Source organism: Acinetobacter sp. 778_lipA, from assembly GCF_058242985.1.
The window spans coordinates 17,799-33,142 of sequence record NZ_JBZAYT010000003.1 but is presented as its reverse complement, the minus strand read 5'-3'; the positions used below and the strand labels follow the sequence as shown (position 1 = coordinate 33,142).

At 37.6% G+C, this 15,344-nt stretch carries 17 protein-coding genes; 8 read left to right on the top strand and 9 right to left on the bottom strand.

Annotated features, from left to right (window positions below):
* Positions 1–39: 39 nt before the first annotated feature.
* Both AC4CUY_RS21870 and AC4CUY_RS21865 read left to right on the top strand, forming a co-directional pair.
* On the top strand, positions 40–858 hold the full coding sequence (locus tag AC4CUY_RS21870) for an exodeoxyribonuclease III (protein WP_336952479.1): 819 nt from the start codon (positions 40–42) through the stop codon (positions 856–858).
* A gap of 512 nt (positions 859–1,370) precedes the next feature.
* Positions 1,371–1,727, top strand: a complete 357-nt coding sequence (locus AC4CUY_RS21865; protein ID WP_419360821.1) for a Spx/MgsR family RNA polymerase-binding regulatory protein — start codon at positions 1,371–1,373, stop codon at positions 1,725–1,727.
* Positions 1,728–1,792: 65 nt separating this feature from the next.
* Here the strand turns inward: AC4CUY_RS21865 and AC4CUY_RS21860 are convergent, their stop codons facing one another.
* Positions 1,793–2,224, bottom strand: coding sequence for a DUF2147 domain-containing protein (locus AC4CUY_RS21860; protein WP_419819760.1), 432 nt, complete (start codon positions 2,222–2,224; stop codon positions 1,793–1,795).
* A gap of 153 nt (positions 2,225–2,377) precedes the next feature.
* On the opposite strand from AC4CUY_RS21860, the gene AC4CUY_RS21855 reads away from it, so the two are divergent.
* The 3 genes from AC4CUY_RS21855 to AC4CUY_RS21845 all read left to right on the top strand — a co-directional run bounded on the left by AC4CUY_RS21855 (position 2,378) and on the right by AC4CUY_RS21845 (position 5,599).
* On the top strand, positions 2,378–3,292 hold the full coding sequence (locus AC4CUY_RS21855; RefSeq protein ID WP_336952484.1) for an alpha/beta hydrolase: 915 nt from the start codon (positions 2,378–2,380) through the stop codon (positions 3,290–3,292).
* Between the two features lie 333 nt (positions 3,293–3,625).
* Positions 3,626–4,228, top strand: a complete 603-nt coding sequence (locus AC4CUY_RS21850) for a GGDEF domain-containing protein (protein ID WP_419326938.1) — start codon at positions 3,626–3,628, stop codon at positions 4,226–4,228.
* 255 nt (positions 4,229–4,483) lie between these two features.
* On the top strand, positions 4,484–5,599 hold the full coding sequence (locus tag AC4CUY_RS21845; protein WP_419326937.1) for a GGDEF domain-containing protein: 1,116 nt from the start codon (positions 4,484–4,486) through the stop codon (positions 5,597–5,599).
* A gap of 15 nt (positions 5,600–5,614) precedes the next feature.
* On the opposite strand, the gene AC4CUY_RS21840 is transcribed toward AC4CUY_RS21845, so the two are convergent.
* The 4 genes from AC4CUY_RS21840 to AC4CUY_RS21825 all read right to left on the bottom strand — a co-directional run bounded on the left by AC4CUY_RS21840 (position 5,615) and on the right by AC4CUY_RS21825 (position 8,316).
* Positions 5,615–6,295 carry a glutathione S-transferase family protein gene (locus AC4CUY_RS21840; protein ID WP_419326936.1) on the bottom strand — a complete coding sequence of 227 codons (681 nt, stop codon included), beginning with the start codon at positions 6,293–6,295 and terminating at the stop codon, positions 5,615–5,617.
* 145 nt (positions 6,296–6,440) lie between these two features.
* Positions 6,441–7,208, bottom strand: a complete 768-nt coding sequence (locus AC4CUY_RS21835) for a transporter (protein ID WP_336952491.1) — start codon at positions 7,206–7,208, stop codon at positions 6,441–6,443.
* A 15-nt stretch (positions 7,209–7,223) separates the two neighbouring features.
* Positions 7,224–7,766, bottom strand: coding sequence for an ankyrin repeat domain-containing protein (locus tag AC4CUY_RS21830; RefSeq protein WP_105713903.1), 543 nt, complete (start codon positions 7,764–7,766; stop codon positions 7,224–7,226).
* A 196-nt stretch (positions 7,767–7,962) separates the two neighbouring features.
* Positions 7,963–8,316 carry an HPF/RaiA family ribosome-associated protein gene (locus AC4CUY_RS21825; RefSeq protein ID WP_004718651.1) on the bottom strand — a complete coding sequence of 118 codons (354 nt, stop codon included), beginning with the start codon at positions 8,314–8,316 and terminating at the stop codon, positions 7,963–7,965.
* A gap of 503 nt (positions 8,317–8,819) precedes the next feature.
* Between AC4CUY_RS21825 and AC4CUY_RS21820 the strand changes: the two genes are divergently transcribed.
* From AC4CUY_RS21820 to AC4CUY_RS21810, 3 genes are all read left to right on the top strand, one after another.
* The gene (locus AC4CUY_RS21820; protein ID WP_490774711.1) at positions 8,820–9,542 is read left to right on the top strand and encodes an outer membrane protein OmpK; all 723 of its coding nucleotides are present in this window, start codon (positions 8,820–8,822) and stop codon (positions 9,540–9,542) included.
* Positions 9,543–9,655: 113 nt separating this feature from the next.
* Positions 9,656–10,159, top strand: a complete 504-nt coding sequence (locus tag AC4CUY_RS21815) for a GNAT family N-acetyltransferase (protein ID WP_490774710.1) — start codon at positions 9,656–9,658, stop codon at positions 10,157–10,159.
* 105 nt (positions 10,160–10,264) lie between these two features.
* Positions 10,265–11,005 (top strand): hypothetical protein, encoded by a 741-nt coding sequence (locus tag AC4CUY_RS21810; protein WP_336952494.1) that lies wholly within the window; start codon positions 10,265–10,267, stop codon positions 11,003–11,005.
* A 62-nt stretch (positions 11,006–11,067) separates the two neighbouring features.
* Here AC4CUY_RS21810 and urtE read toward each other — a convergent pair whose 3' ends face one another.
* The 4 genes from urtE to urtB are packed head-to-tail and all read right to left on the bottom strand — an operon-like array spanning position 11,068 to position 15,328.
* The gene (gene urtE / locus AC4CUY_RS21805) at positions 11,068–11,766 is read right to left on the bottom strand and encodes an urea ABC transporter ATP-binding subunit UrtE (protein ID WP_056517139.1); all 699 of its coding nucleotides are present in this window, start codon (positions 11,764–11,766) and stop codon (positions 11,068–11,070) included.
* 10 nt (positions 11,767–11,776) lie between these two features.
* Positions 11,777–12,613: an urea ABC transporter ATP-binding protein UrtD gene (gene urtD, locus AC4CUY_RS21800; RefSeq protein ID WP_490774709.1), complete on the bottom strand. Its 837-nt coding sequence runs from the start codon at positions 12,611–12,613 to the stop codon at positions 11,777–11,779.
* Positions 12,613–13,683: an urea ABC transporter permease subunit UrtC gene (gene urtC / locus AC4CUY_RS21795; protein WP_004718664.1), complete on the bottom strand. Its 1,071-nt coding sequence runs from the start codon at positions 13,681–13,683 to the stop codon at positions 12,613–12,615. Before urtC ends, urtD begins: the two co-directional genes overlap by 1 nt.
* A 4-nt stretch (positions 13,684–13,687) precedes the next feature.
* Positions 13,688–15,328: an urea ABC transporter permease subunit UrtB gene (gene urtB / locus AC4CUY_RS21790; protein WP_490774708.1), complete on the bottom strand. Its 1,641-nt coding sequence runs from the start codon at positions 15,326–15,328 to the stop codon at positions 13,688–13,690.
* Between the last annotated feature and the right edge of the window lie 16 nt (positions 15,329–15,344).

Here is a 15,344-nt window from a genome sequence, read left to right as displayed (position 1 = left end):
AGGTGCTCCAAAATTCATACATTGAGGTTATGACTGCGAATGATACCAAAGAGTAGCTATCCAAGTGATCAAAAAATTTTAAGAGTTGTCTCAATTAACGTAAATGGCTTACGTTCATCCGTCACAAAAGGCTTACTTGAATGGATGGAAAAGTCAGATGCAGACGTGATTTGTATCCAAGAAAGTCGTATTACGCATGAACAGTGGACAGATAAATTTAAACCTGACGGTTGGTTTACCCATCTGTTTCCTGCGGAAAAATCAGGCTATGCAGGTACTGCGATTTACAGTCGCTTGCCATTTAAATCGATCCAAAATGGTCTGGGTTTTGAACTCGCCGATAGCCAAGGTCGTTTTATTAGTGCAGAATTTGATGTCGGTTTAGCCAAACCTGTGCACATCTGCTCACTATATTTACCTTCAGGTTCATCAGGTGATGAAGCACAAGCCCGTAAAGATCACTTCTTAGAAGAATATCGAAAAATTTTAAAACAATGGCGTGATGAAGATAAGTCGATCATTGTATGTGGCGATTATAATATTGTGCATAAACGAATCGATATTAAAAACTGGTCAGGCAACCAAAAATCTTCAGGTTGCTTACCGCATGAGCGTGCTTGGCTAGATCATATTTATGATGAACTCGGCTATGTCGATACATTTCGTGAAGTGCGTAAAGAAGCTGAAGTATATTCTTGGTGGTCTAATCGTGGACAAGCGCGTGCTAAAAATGTCGGTTGGCGAATTGATTATCAAGCATGCTCCCCTGACTGGAAAGATCGTACAGTCAATGCCTGGGTCTACAAAGATGAATGGTATAGCGACCATGCCCCTGTGATTATTGATTATCAAATTTAAATAGAAAATTGCTCAGTATTTAAATAAGAATTGAGCAATTTTGTGAACAACTGTTCACTGATTATAGGGTAATAACTTACAAATTTTGTCGTGTTATCTTATATTTTCTTCATATCAACAAGCGCATTATACACGCACGGCACAGGGACATTGTCAGGATGACAGCAAAAGGATAGGACGCCGTAGGAAGAAAAGGAAATAAGTATTTTGAATATTTATTTTCCAAGGATGTGACATTGGACGTTGTAATGAGACCCGCATAATCAGGATGATTAGATGCGGGTTTTCTCTTTTTTAATTTCCTTTAGTCTCAATTTTTTTTATTTTTTAGACTTAAATCATTTAATCAGCCAGTCTACTTGCTCGCTTAAATAAAATATTAAGCACAAATTGTTAATTTCTGATGACAACAATCATACCTTTTAAATATTTTTATCTATTCTTATACTGTATATATTGGCAATTTTGCTACTCTTTCTGTTAAATCAAACAATTGAATATTAGGTTAAGACATGTTGAAAATTTATGGAATCAAAAATTGTAACTCCATGAAAAGAGCTTTTGATTTACTGACTGAACTTGGCTTGAGTTACGAGTTTCATGATTATAAAAAACAAGGTATAGATGCAGAAACCGTTAAACAATGGCTCGATCATATTGGGCAAGATCTTGTGCTCAATAAAAAAGGCACAACGTGGAAAAAACTCAGTGAACAAGAACAACAACTGGCTTTGTCAAGTGAACAAGCACTCATCCAAGCGCTTACCACACATACCAGTCTAATCAAACGCCCTATGATTAATCAAAATGGCCAATATGTGGTTGGTTTTGATGAGGATAAAATTAAGGCTTTAAAACTTACAGCATAAAAATAATCGAGCAATAAAAAGCCTGATCAATAGATTAGGCTTTTTATTGTGGTGAATCAATATACTTAGTTTGCACGTACCCAAGTTTGATTGCGGCCTAAAGCAGAAATACCCATATAACCACGTAACTTTAACTGATTACCAGCAAGCTCACCTTTGAGTTTATAGGTTTTGCCATTTTTAGGATCTAGAATCGTACCATTATCATAGCTTTTTCCACCGACATTTTTTAAACCAGTGACAATCGTTACACCTTTCAATGATTTATTGTGGTATGGACCCTCACATTTAGTACAAGAGTTTTCTTCACCTGGCGTTAAAACACTTTGAATTGCAGCCGTCAATGTTCCATTTTTTTGTTCAGTGAACTTTACAATTGCTTTTGGCTGCTTAGTTGTATCATCAATTGTTTTCCAAACAGTTCCATTCAGTGGATCTGCAGCATTTGCAAGAACTGTTGCTGATAATAAGCCTAATGCAAGTACAATTTTTTTCATTGTTTTGTTTTCCCTAGTCTAATTGACACTTTATAGTATTAAAAATTTACACCAATTTAGCAATTCTTGAATGTGACTATATAGTGTACCCTTGTAACAAGTGTTGGTGAATCAACAAAAATAAAGTCACAAATTTAACAATATGGAAGGAACATGAAGATTAACTCAGCTCTGAAACAATACATTACAGAATCTATTCTTAAATCTAGCTTCAAATTTCCAAGTCGTTTCAATCTTCCGCCCACAACTGCACGTTTCGGAATAGAACAACTTTCACGCGTTTTTCCGCAACGTAAAGATGTGCAGATCCGTTCTTTACGCATTGCAGGGATTCGGGCAGAAGAAATTAAACCTCAAGCGCATACAACCCAAATGATTTTTCATATCCATGGTGGAGCGTTTTTTGTAGGCTCAATTAAAACCCATCGAGCTTTTTTATCTGAAGTTGCTGCACGCACTCAGATGCAAGTTTTACATGTAGATTATCCGCTCGCACCGGAAAGTAAGTTTCCTGAAGCAGGTGATGCGATTTATGATATTTATCAACAACTTTTAGATCAAGGTGTGCAACCTAAGGACATCATTGTTTCAGGTGATTCTTGCGGTGCAAATTTGGCTTTAGCACTTGCATTACGAATTAAGGAAGAAAATAAACAACAACTTCCTAGCGCTTTAATTCTTATGTCTCCCTTCTTAGACCTAACTTTAACAGGTGAGTCTTTACGTTATAATCAGAAGCATGATGCTTTGCTTTCTATCGAAGCACTTGAGTCTGGTATTGACTTTTACGTACCGAAAAACTTGGACCGCTCCCTACCTCCTCTTTCGCCTATTTTCGGAGATTTTGAAGGACTGCCGCCAACTTTAGTGCAAATCGGCTCTAAAGAAATTCTTTTATCTGATGCTCAACGTTTTGAAAAAAAAGCCAAAGCTGCTGGGGTGAAAGTCAATTACAAGTTGTACACGGGAATGTGGCATAATTTCCAAATGTTTAGTCCATGGTTTGATGAGGCAAAACAATCTTTAGCAGATATTGCTGAATTCGCTCATAAAATAGACTGCGACTAACCTCGATATTTACTCAATGATGAACAACAGATCATTTAACAAACCAAACTGTTGTTCATTTTTAAAGATAAAATAATCAATTTAAACAAATCGTATATTTATTCAAATAATCGCATATCCGTCATTCGAACTATATGTATTGTCTGATCATTTTTATCGGGTTTTACAAATTCTAATATATTCTTAAACTATACTACAAAGTTAATCACATTTTTCAAAATTATGTATATATCCTTCAAGTATTTACTTAAACTTTAATTTGAGTTCAAGCCAATAAATTGCTACATTTAAGGCATCATACAATAAAAATCCAAGTACGGAATGGATTCGATTATGCGTAATAAAATTTATTCAGAAAAACGACGTAAAATTCATTCATTGTTCAATCAAGTATTGAAACACTCATTTATTGCCAAATTAATACATAAAAACCAATTGATTAATAATCTAGAAATTGATCCATATACGGGTATTTATAACCAATTTGCAATTAACACTTATTTAAAAGAGTTACATCCACAAAGCGAATCTAATTTTGGTATCGTTTTGCTCAGTGTTGATAATTTGTGTGAAATCAAAAATAAATACAACATTAAAATTGCTCATAAGGCTTTAGCAGCAATTGCCCAAGAGTTATTACAAAACATCCGTGAGACAGACCTTGTTGGTCGTTATAGTGAATCCGAATTTATTTTAATTCTCAGTGATGTGAATCAAGATCAAGCACACCATATCGCAGATCGGCTATCTCTTTTAATTAATAATTATGATTTAAAGATCAATAGCAAAATCATTTCACTTCAAACAAGTTATGGCGTATCAGTTTCTAAACAAGATACAATGAGTAATACGGTATTACAACAAGCAGATCAAGCATTATATATTGCGAAAATAAATCGTAAGCCTGGTTATGCTGACACAGGACTCTTATCTTAAAACACTTACATAATTAAAAATTATTTACAGCATTATTTAATTCAAGTTCATAATAAAATACCAGATTATTAACAAATAAATGATAACAATTCTTTGTTTTAATAAATTTTAACCCCTATAATTTAAAAAATTATTAATCAGCACTTAATGACTAGTCACTTAAAAATCATGGAATAATTATGAATGGAGGAATCGAATATAAGACTTAATCTTTACTGGCAAAAGCTGAAACAACAATTAGATTCAAATATCATTATGAATTGGAGCAGTTTACATAAATGTATCTTGATTCTGTTCCTGACCGTTGCCCTTCATTTATCTTGGATTGCTTGGAAAATTTTTATTTTGCTGAATCCAGAAACATGGCAATGGGTCAATATCTCCTTGATTCGTTCACAACTTGTTGTCAATGCAGGTTCAACCCTACTGCTTATTTCCCTTATCGCATTTTGTTATTTCTTTCAAAATAAAAAATGGGCAAATACTATCTTGCCCCATGTTGTCATCAGTATTTTTATCATTTTAATGCTTGCAGATGGTTTTTTGGTGGGTATCTATAGCCCAGCCACTGTTTTTGCATTCGTTTGCATCTCTGGTGTGGGTTTAATTTTATTCAATAGAAAAATTATATATCTTCAAATTACAACTGCCCTGTTGTTCTATATTTCAATGATGTTCAGTACATATTGGCGCATAATTCCTTATGCACCAATTTTTAATGAACATATGTTGGAAAATAAACGACATGATAATTCGTTCTGGGTGGGGACTATGCTGTACTTTATTATTCCTATTTTAATTGTATGTTTGATTTTATGTGAAATTTTACTGTCTCAGTGGCGACATAGAGAGTCATTAATCAAGAAACTCAGTGAAACAGATCCACTGACCAATTTATATAATCGTCGTTTTTTTAATGAAAAGCTTAATGAAATCCAAAATAAGCAAACTCATTATGCCATTATCTTGATTGATATTGATCATTTTAAAGAAATCAATGACTTATATGGGCATCATTTTGGTGATGAAGCATTGTGTAAAGTTGCCAAATTATTATCTTCTCACATTCGTCATTCTGATATTGTGGCACGTTATGGTGGTGAAGAATTTATTATCGCCTTACCTGAAACATCATTAAGCATTGCACAAGCACTTGCTGAACGTTGTCGAGTAGCGATTCAAAATCAAGTACTTGAATCCCTTGATCATCATTATGTACAACTTACTGCCAGCTTTGGTATTGCTACCTCGATTGACGATGAAAATATCAGTAAAATTATTCATCTCGCAGACAAAGCGCTATATCGAGCAAAACAGTCTGGTCGCAATCAAGTCCAGTTCTATCATGATCAAATCAATGAAATTGCTTAATTGGTATTTAATACATTAAACTTGGCTACGATATTGCTCTTCACAAGCAACAAACCGGAATTCTGCATGCGCTTCTGCTATCCATTGTTGTACTGCAGGAACGGCTAATATTTTGTCAATATAACGCTGACTGTTTGCTGATACTGCAATGCCATAACCCATAAACCGCATCACAACTGGCGCATAAAAAGCATCGACAATAGTAAACTCATCAGCACATAAAAAACTGTCAGGGTGTGGTCGCTCCGACCATAATTGTTCAATCCGTTTTACATCTTGCTGTAGTTTTAAATTTTCCTGCCAAAGCTGTACACCAATATGCTTTAAATCAGCATCTAAATTCATATCACAACAACTACGCAAAGCCATAAAACTACTGTGCATTTCAGCGGACATCGATCTTGCGCGTGCACGTTGTTTTACATCTTGAGGCCACAATTGTTTTTCAGGAAACTTTTCTGCTAAATATTCACAAATCGCCAAAGAATCCCAAACTAAAAAGCCATCGTCTACTAAAGCTGGGACTTTGCCAGTTGGGTTTATTTTTAAAATACTTTGTTTAAATTGGCTGTCGAGGTCAAAGTGATCAAAAGGAATCAAGTGCTCTGTAAATGGGATGTTGAAATGCTGAATCACTAACCAAGTACGCATTGACCATGTCGAATAATTTTTATCACCAATAAACAATTCTAACATTTTAATACTCCTGTGTTTATTGCTTATTTTGAACTCAGCATACAGAAGATAAAGCCTTTCTAAAAGCATTTAGAAAAATGTGCGGTTTTAAAACAAGTCAAGGAGTAGATTTACTACTCCTTGACAATGTGCCAGACTGAATTGATTAGAATAAGAATGCCACACCTAAACCAGCTTTATAACTACGGTCTCGTCCTTCCAAATCTACACCCACACTTCCATCAAGTTGAGTACGCTCATTGACCGCATAGATTAAACCAGAACCTAGACCATACTTATAGTCTTGGCTTTCTGTTTTTGAATAAACAAACTCAGAGAATCCTGAAAGATTTCCTGCAATTTTATAACCGACAGTAGGTACAGCAGTCACTGACCAATGCCCATCTTGCACAGCGTAGTTCATGGTGATCCCAGTATTGACCAAATCGTTATACTGATAATCTAATGATGTTCCGATGCTATAAATATCATCTTCTTCACTAAAACCATCATTACCCGTTGCGATCAAGGCTTGAGCCAAAATCGCCATTGATAATTTATCATCTTTTAAATCGATGGCTTTTTTAATCCCAATAGAAACATCACCTAAACCAGAGTCATCCTCTTTAATACCTTTATATTTGGTTTGCATCCAAGCTGGGCCTTGCCATCCTAACTGTAATTCCATACTCGAGGTTAAACCTGTACGAAAAAGCATATCGCCATTGAGGGTTACAGTTTTTGCTTTTGCGCCATCTACTTTAGTTTCCGTGTAGGTCACACTTGGTAGCCCTTGCTCCCAAGCCAATTGTCCCACAGGCGTGATCCCTGTTCCAAAACCTGTTCCAGGACGATCAAAAGAAAATTCTGCTGCCATTGCGCTTATACTTAGACTCGAAGCAAGGGCTAATGTGATTCTATTTAAAATTGCCATATCAAGACTCAAAATTTACGATAATTCTTTGGACATTTTCGCACCGCGACTACGTAGTAACTCTAAAGATTCTTTCTCTTCAGGTAAAGCCTGAGACCAATCTATTTGATCAAATTCACAATCAAAGAACAAATCACTGATCGAAGATAAAATGGTCTTCCCTTCTTCATCTTTGGTGTTCGGGTCAACCTTATGATCTAAAAGCTTATGAATTGCAGGTACACAGGCTGCGCTTGCTGCATCCCACAGTGGACCATAGCACTCTTCAGTGTCCCACAAATAAAAGTTTGCTTTGGCACTAATTAAAGCATCCAAAATATCTAAATGCGGTTGTAAATCTTGTGCTTTTTGTTCTGCCGTTAAAGGATGACCTGCTTCATAGGCATCACAAATTTTTTCCCACCATTTAAACAATCCATCTGACCAAATTGAAACAGCTGGTCCTTTTTCAGGTTCCATAAAGTTAGGATCAAATCCATCTGCAAGCAAACGTTTGACTTGAGCAAGGTCTAAATCTTCTAAAGCCTGTATAAAGACTTGTTGTTGTGCTGATAACATGTTGATCTCACTATTCTATTCCTATACAACATTATGACGAATATTTTTAAAATAGCTTTGAAAAATTTTAATCGTGTCGCTTTTATTTTATAAATGGCATTTATTGTTCATTTATGACAAAGAAGATAATCAAGGACTGTTTTAAAACCATAAAATTGAAGACCATAAAAAAAGCCCCGAAGGGCTTTTTATCAGATCATGCTTCATCTGCATCAGCAAGTTCTAGTTTTCCACCACGTGGATTTTCAATTTTTTCTAATACGTGCTCTAGGCTACGCTTTACCCGATCTATCGCACCGTGTAATGAAAGATCAATGTTTTTCGCTCGATGTTTTACCACGACTGGCTTCAAACCTGCTGCTTTGACTTCAATCATACACTGGATATCATCCGCCCCACCTTTGTCACCGTTCTCATCACTGATATGAACTGAAAACTGGGTAATACGTTCGCTATGACGTTGGAATTCTTGATTTAGCTCATCGCGTACGTAAGTAATTAAACGATCACTATTTCTAATATTTTTATCTGTACGGATTTCTATATTCATAAAAAACATCCTCTTTCTAATCAAAAAACGAGTGCAAAACTTATATTTTCGGCACACTTTGCGCCTGCTGTATAAGACAGCTTTTCACCTACAATAAATTGGAACCGTAACTCCTCTATTGCAAAGATGAACACTTTTAACGATCTGCAGATAGGTGTTCTTATACATTCAATATCAGGCCATATTGGAAAATATGCAAGTAGATTTTTAACTTTTTTATGAAAAGAATATGAAAAATGACATCTTGTTACGTTACTTTATAATTAAATGATTTAATTGATTTTTTAATGACTAATTCTGACTAAAAACATCAACTATGTTTAATTCTTAAACTTTTAATGGATATAAATTTTAAATCTTTGCTTTAAATATGCGACTCACGTTTTAAAACATTTCACCTCTTGATGTTTACATATTTATTTTCATTCCATCTAATTTTCGCTTTATTTTTATTTAAGAATCTGTATTCTTGAAGCGCTTTTCTTGGGGGAAAGGAAGAATTCATGAAACTTACACAAATTGCGGCTATCTGCGCAATCGCTTCAACTGCAACTTTGGCTCAAGCTGCGCCTGTTTGGCAAGATTTTAGTATTACTGGTCTTTATGGTGAAAACTATGAACTAACACCAGATGAGAAACAATCTACTATCACTTTTGAGTATGCTGCCAAACTTAAATACGGTGATTTCTTTGCCTTTGCTGACCGTACCAACAGTGATGGTCAGTCGGATACTTATTTTGAGGTTTCTCCACGTCTTAGCTTAGGTGCTGTTTCTGGGAAAAAACTTGAATTAGGCCCAATTAAAGACGTATTAATTGCAACCACTTGGGAAGGTGGTAAAGACATGAACAACTACCTATACGGTGTTGGTGTTGATTTAGCCATTCCTTATTTTCAATATGCGCAATTAAATTTCTACCGTGCCAATAATGAAGTCCAAGAAGATGACTATCAATTGACATTTACCTATGGAATTCCATTTAAAATTGCATCTGAAGAATTCCTTGTGGACGGTTTCCTTGATTGGTCAACTGCAGAAAAAGATCAAGTTGCACACTCAAGCGAGTTGAACTGGACGACACAATGGAAATGGAATGCGGGTAAACACATTTCTCCAGATACCCGTCTATATCTTGGTGTTGAACACTCTGTATGGCACAACAAATACGGTGTGCCAGGCAAAGACGAAAATAATGTCAGCGCTTTAATCAAGTATCATTTCTAAGACTGAGCTAAATCCATTGATCAGAAAGCAAAACTTCGGTTTTGCTTTTTTTATTGCCCTTAAAAATAAATCTTTTTAGAATACCCGTATAAATTTTCCATTGACCTGTATCCATGAATTTTCAGATCCGCCCTGCTCAAGCTTCTGACCTAACTGAGATTATGCGTATTTATAATCATGAAATTGCAACAGGTTTAGCAACATGGAACAGCCAATTAAAGACTTTCGCAGATTACCAGCAGTGGTTTATAGAATTACAACAACAGCAATTTCCACTTTTTGTTGCTGAAGAAACAGCGACTCATGCCATTGCAGGCTATGCCGATTATGCAAGCTTTAGAGCAATCAACGGTTATCTATATACAGTTGAGCACTCTGTTTATATCGACCCAGAATTTACTCGACAAGGGCTCGGCAAACGCTTAATGCTGAAATTGATTGAACATGCTCAACAGCACAATATCCACGTTATGGTTGCTGCAATTGACCACGAAAATACTTGTTCGATTTATCTACACCAACAACTCGGATTTAAACAAACAGGTTATATGCCACGAGTCGGACAAAAATTTGGGCAGTGGCGTGATTTGGTGTTGATGCAATTAAATTTTGATTAAAATAGAGCAGTATTTATACAGCATCCGTCGTAAATTTTTTTGTCGTTTTTTCAAAATTTGTTGTATAACCATAAACAATATTGCTGAACTTCAGAGCGAATATCGATGAATAAAATTATAATCAGTCTATTGGCACCATTTGCATTGATACTTAATACAGCAAGCCATGCTGCTGACTACGATGAACAAAATATAAAACAGGGTTGTGCCAAACTCAGTCAATATCGTAAATTGGGACAAAAATTTTACGACCAGAAAAACTATAAAAAAGCGCTTGATCAGTTTCAAAGACAAGCATCTTGGAGTGCTTTTTGTCAGTCTGTGGGTGAAGAAGAGGCTGGTATTCGGGTTTCAGATAATGACATCGACATTGCCAATAATAATGTGGGTTTAACGTATAGCAAACTCAATCAACCCTTATGGGCAAGAGCGTGGTTTCAAATTAAACCCACAAAAACCAGTCAATTTAATTTAAAAAAGTTAGTAACACCAAAACCAAACAATGACTTAACAGGAGAATATGCCAGTTATGCAGGTTTTGGCGAATGGAACAATATCACCATTAAAAAACGTGATCAGAAATATCTCATTCAGTTCACTGGTCTATGGATGGGTGCTCGAAGTCTCATCTATGGTCCAAATATTGGCGAATTTGAAACAGAAATGCCACTTCATGCCAAGAAAGCAAGCTATCGTTTTGAAAATTGTCAAATTGACATCAATTTCACTTATAACGCCTCTTTAGGCAATTTTATTAAAGTGAAAGAATTAAATGAACAAGCCGATTGTGGCTTTGGGATGAATGTTTCATCAACAGGCTATTATCAGAAAGTTGAGCCTCAATAATATAGGGTTTAACCACACCTCCCTTGACTCAGGGAGGTAAACAAAATGTTTTCACGATTCTGTTAAATTGCCACTAAATCACGAATCCCCTTTTCAGGCATTTCTTCACCGATGCCTTGTGCAACCACTTGACCACGTGCCATCACGGTATAGTTATCGGCCAGCTCCTCGGCAAAATCATAGAATTGCTCGACCAGTACAATCGCCATTTCGCCACCATCTGCCAATTTTCGAATCACTCGACCAATATCTTTAATAATCGAAGGCTGAATTCCTTCGGTCGGCTCATCTAAAATCAAAACTTTCGGCTCCGATGCTAAAGCACGTGCAATGGCTAATTGCTGTTGCTGCCCACCCGATAAATCACCGCCACGGCGATGTTTCATTTCGTCTAAGACAGGAAAAATTTCATATAAATGCTCAGGGACTTTACGGGTTTTTGCACCAGAAAATTTTGCCATGCCAATCAAAATATTTTCCTCTACTGTGAGTGTAGAAAAAATATCTCGCCCTTGAGGAACATAGGCCAAACCCGCGCGTACACGCTGTTCAGGGCTCATTTTAGCAATGTCTTTGCCATCCAATAAGATTTGCCCAGACTTAATCGGTAAAATTCCCATCAAACATTTTAATAAGGTGGTTTTACCCACACCATTGCGTCCTAAAACCACAGAACACTCACCAATCGGCGCAGTTAAAGTCACATCACGGAGAATGTGACTGCCCCCATAAAATTGATTGACGTCTTTTATTTCTAGCATATTGCTCCCCTTAACGTCCTAAATACTTTTCAATCACATCTTCATTGGCTTGTACTTCCGCCAAAGTTCCTTCGGCTAGAATGGCACCTTGTGCCAGAACCGTAACTTTCTCACTAATGGTGTCGATAAAGCTCATATCGTGCTCGACCACAACCAAGGTATGATTCTTTTTTAATTCCAAACATAACTCTGCTGTCCGTTCAGTTTCAGCATCGGTCATTCCCGCTACAGGCTCATCCAACAAGATCAGTTTAGGTCGTTGCATCAACAGCATGCCAATTTCAAGCCACTGCTTTTGTCCATGTGATAACAATCCCGCAGGCTTTTGAATAAACTCTTGTAAACGAATCTGTTGCAAAGATTCATCCAAAGCCAACTGTGCATCGGGACTTAACTTGCTAAAAAAACTTTTTTTCACAGTTTTGTCTTTTGGTGCAGCAAGGAGCAGATTTTCCATCACGGTAAAATTTTCAAATACAGTTGGTTTCTGAAACTTACGACCAATACCCGCTTCTGCAATTTGCTCTGTACTCATTTTGGCAAGATCATAGTTTTGACCAAAAAAGGCAGAACCTTCGGTAGGGCGTGTTTTACCGGTGATGACATCCATCAATGTGGTTTTTCCCGCACCATTTGGTCCAATAATGCAGCGCAACTCCCCTTCTTCAATGTAAAGAGACAAATCATTTAAAGCGCGGAAAGAATCAAAACATACACTGACTTTTTCTAAGTAAAGTGCAATACCATGGCTGAAATCAGCACCTTCAGCTTTAGGACGACCATAGCCCTCACCGATTTGACCACCATGTTGCGAATTTAAGCCCAAATCTGACAATAGCTCTGACATTAGTGATCCTCCTTTTTAAAGCGCTCAAGCAATCCAATCACCCCTTTAGGGAGGAAGATGGTTACAACGATAAATAATGCACCAAGGATCAATAACCATATTTCAGGATATGCAACGGTAAAATAGGTTTTAACTCCATTGATCAGACCTGCACCTAGAATTGGACCAATCAATGTGCCACGACCACCTGCTGCAACCCAAACCGCCATTTCAATCGAATTCACAGGATTCATTTCGCTTGGATTAATGATGCCTGCTTGTGGGACATACAATGCACCAGCAATTCCGGCAATCACCGCTGAAAGGACCCATGCCGACAGTTTGTACCACAGGGTACGATAGCCTAAATATTGCAACCGGTTTTCGCTATCACGGATTGCCCCCAACACTCGACCATAAGGCTTATTCATTAAACTACGTAAGCCGATAAAACTCAGTAACAACACTAAGGCAGTAAGGAAACACAATGTTGCTCGCATAGAAGCAGAGGTAATATCCATCCCAAGAATGGTTTTAAATCCAGTAAAGCCATTGTTCCCACCAAAACCTGTTTCATTGCGGAAAAACAACAGTGCTGCAGCAAAAGTCATAGCTTGGGTGATAATCGAAAAGTACACACCTTTAATTTTGGAACGGAAGGCAAAGAATCCAAAGATAAAGGCAATCACACCTGGTACCAAAATCACCAAAGCCAAAGCCCATAAGAAGTGCTGGGTTCCGACCCAATACCAAGGTAACTCAGTCCAACTGAGAAAACGCATAAAGTCAGGCAATTGCTCCCCTGCTGACTCTCGCATCAGGTACATACCAAAAGCATAACCACCCAAAGCAAAATATAATCCATGGCCTAAACTCAGGATGCCGGCATAGCCCCAGACCAGATCCAAAGCTAGTGCAACCAAGGCCAGACACATGATTTTGCCAATCAAAGTCACCCAATATGCTGAGAGGTGTAATGCTGAATCTTGTGGCAACACATGAAACCACGGCAGAATCAGCATCACAGCGAAACATACAGCTATGGCGATTGCACTATAGGGTTTATCTGAAAGTAATGATGTGATTTTCATAGGCTTACTCCACAAAACGACCTTTGATAGCGAATAAACCTTGTGGGCGTTTTTGAATAAACAGAATCACAAGAACCAAGAGAATAATTTTGGCGAGCACTGCGCCCATACCAATTTCGAGTATTGTTCCACTCACACCTAAACCTAATGCGGCAAGCACTGCGCCCCAAACTTGACCAACACCACCCACTACAACCACAAGGAAAGCATCAATAATATAGTTTTGCCCTAGGTCAGGTCCGACATTACCGACTTGTGCCAAGGCACAGCCTGCCAGCCCTGCAAGTCCTGAACCCAGTCCAAAGGCCATCATATCAATTCGTGCAGAACGAATACCTACAGCACGTGCCATCTGACGGTTTTGCGTGACTGCACGGACGAATAAACCGAATCGGGTTTTATTGAGTAGATAAACCAGTAAAAGTAATACAGTGATGGTGAAGACGATAATGGCAATACGGTTATAGGGCAGCATCAAACTAGGTGTAAGTGAAATTCCACCTGAAAGCCATGAAATATTTGATACTTCAACATTCTGTGCACCAAAGATCATCCGTACCAATTGCATCAAAATAAGGCTGACACCAAAGGTCGCCAACAAGGTTTCTAACTGACGGCCGTATAAGGGACGAATCACGGTTCGTTCTATCAGCATACCAATTAAAGCACTGACTAAAAATGCTGCTGGAATTGCTGCAATCAGGTACCAGTCGACATAAGCACCCAAATGGATTTTAAAGAAACTTTGCACCACATAAGTGGTATAAGCACCGATCATGATCAACTCGCCATGCGCCATATTGATCACCCCCAGTAAGCCATATGTAATCGCCAGTCCTAATGCTGCAAGCAAAAGAATACTTGCAGTACTTAAGCCTGAAAAAACATGTCCTGTCCATTCACTTGCTTGAATTCGGGTTTTAATACTACTTTGCGCACTGACCAATGCAGCCTTTAATTCTGGATTTAAGTGTGGCTGTGTTAGCGCTTGTTCGATGATCGCCAAAACATCAGGGCGACTAGAATCTTTTAGCGTTTTGACCGCTTGAATTTTGGTGAGTGTATCTGGACTATTAAAATCAATTCGTGCTTTTAACTGGGCTAAACGAGCCTTCACTTTATTATTTTTTTCATTGAGATAAAGTTGGTTGATAGCTTTGATATCCAACTCATCTAAATTGTTCTCCAAGATATCAATCGCAGCCAATCGCTGTGATGCATCTTGGGACTGTAACTTGATCTTCGCCTGACCAAAGTTCAAGGCTTTGTGCAAGGTGTTGACCAACGTCACTTGATTTAAATCACCTGGCCAATCAGTAATTGCCTGATCATCTGGATAACTGAACAGCTTGTCTCCAGCTTTCATAATGTAGGTATTGCCTGAACTGTCGGTATAAAGCTCGTCGTTTTCGACATAAGCCACCAACTTATCAAGCTCGTCAATACTTGCCGGCCATTGATTCAACATCGCTCTTCGGTTTGAGAAATCTGCACGTACAAATTTTTGAATGGCATCATCATGACTTACCACTGCCTGAGCAGATGACGATTGCGCGCTATGCTCAGATTCAGCAAAAATCTGTTGAATAAGAAATAATTGAGAAATCGTAAAAAAAAGTGCTGCGAGTTTCAGTCTAAGTGACATGTGCAACTCCCCCTAT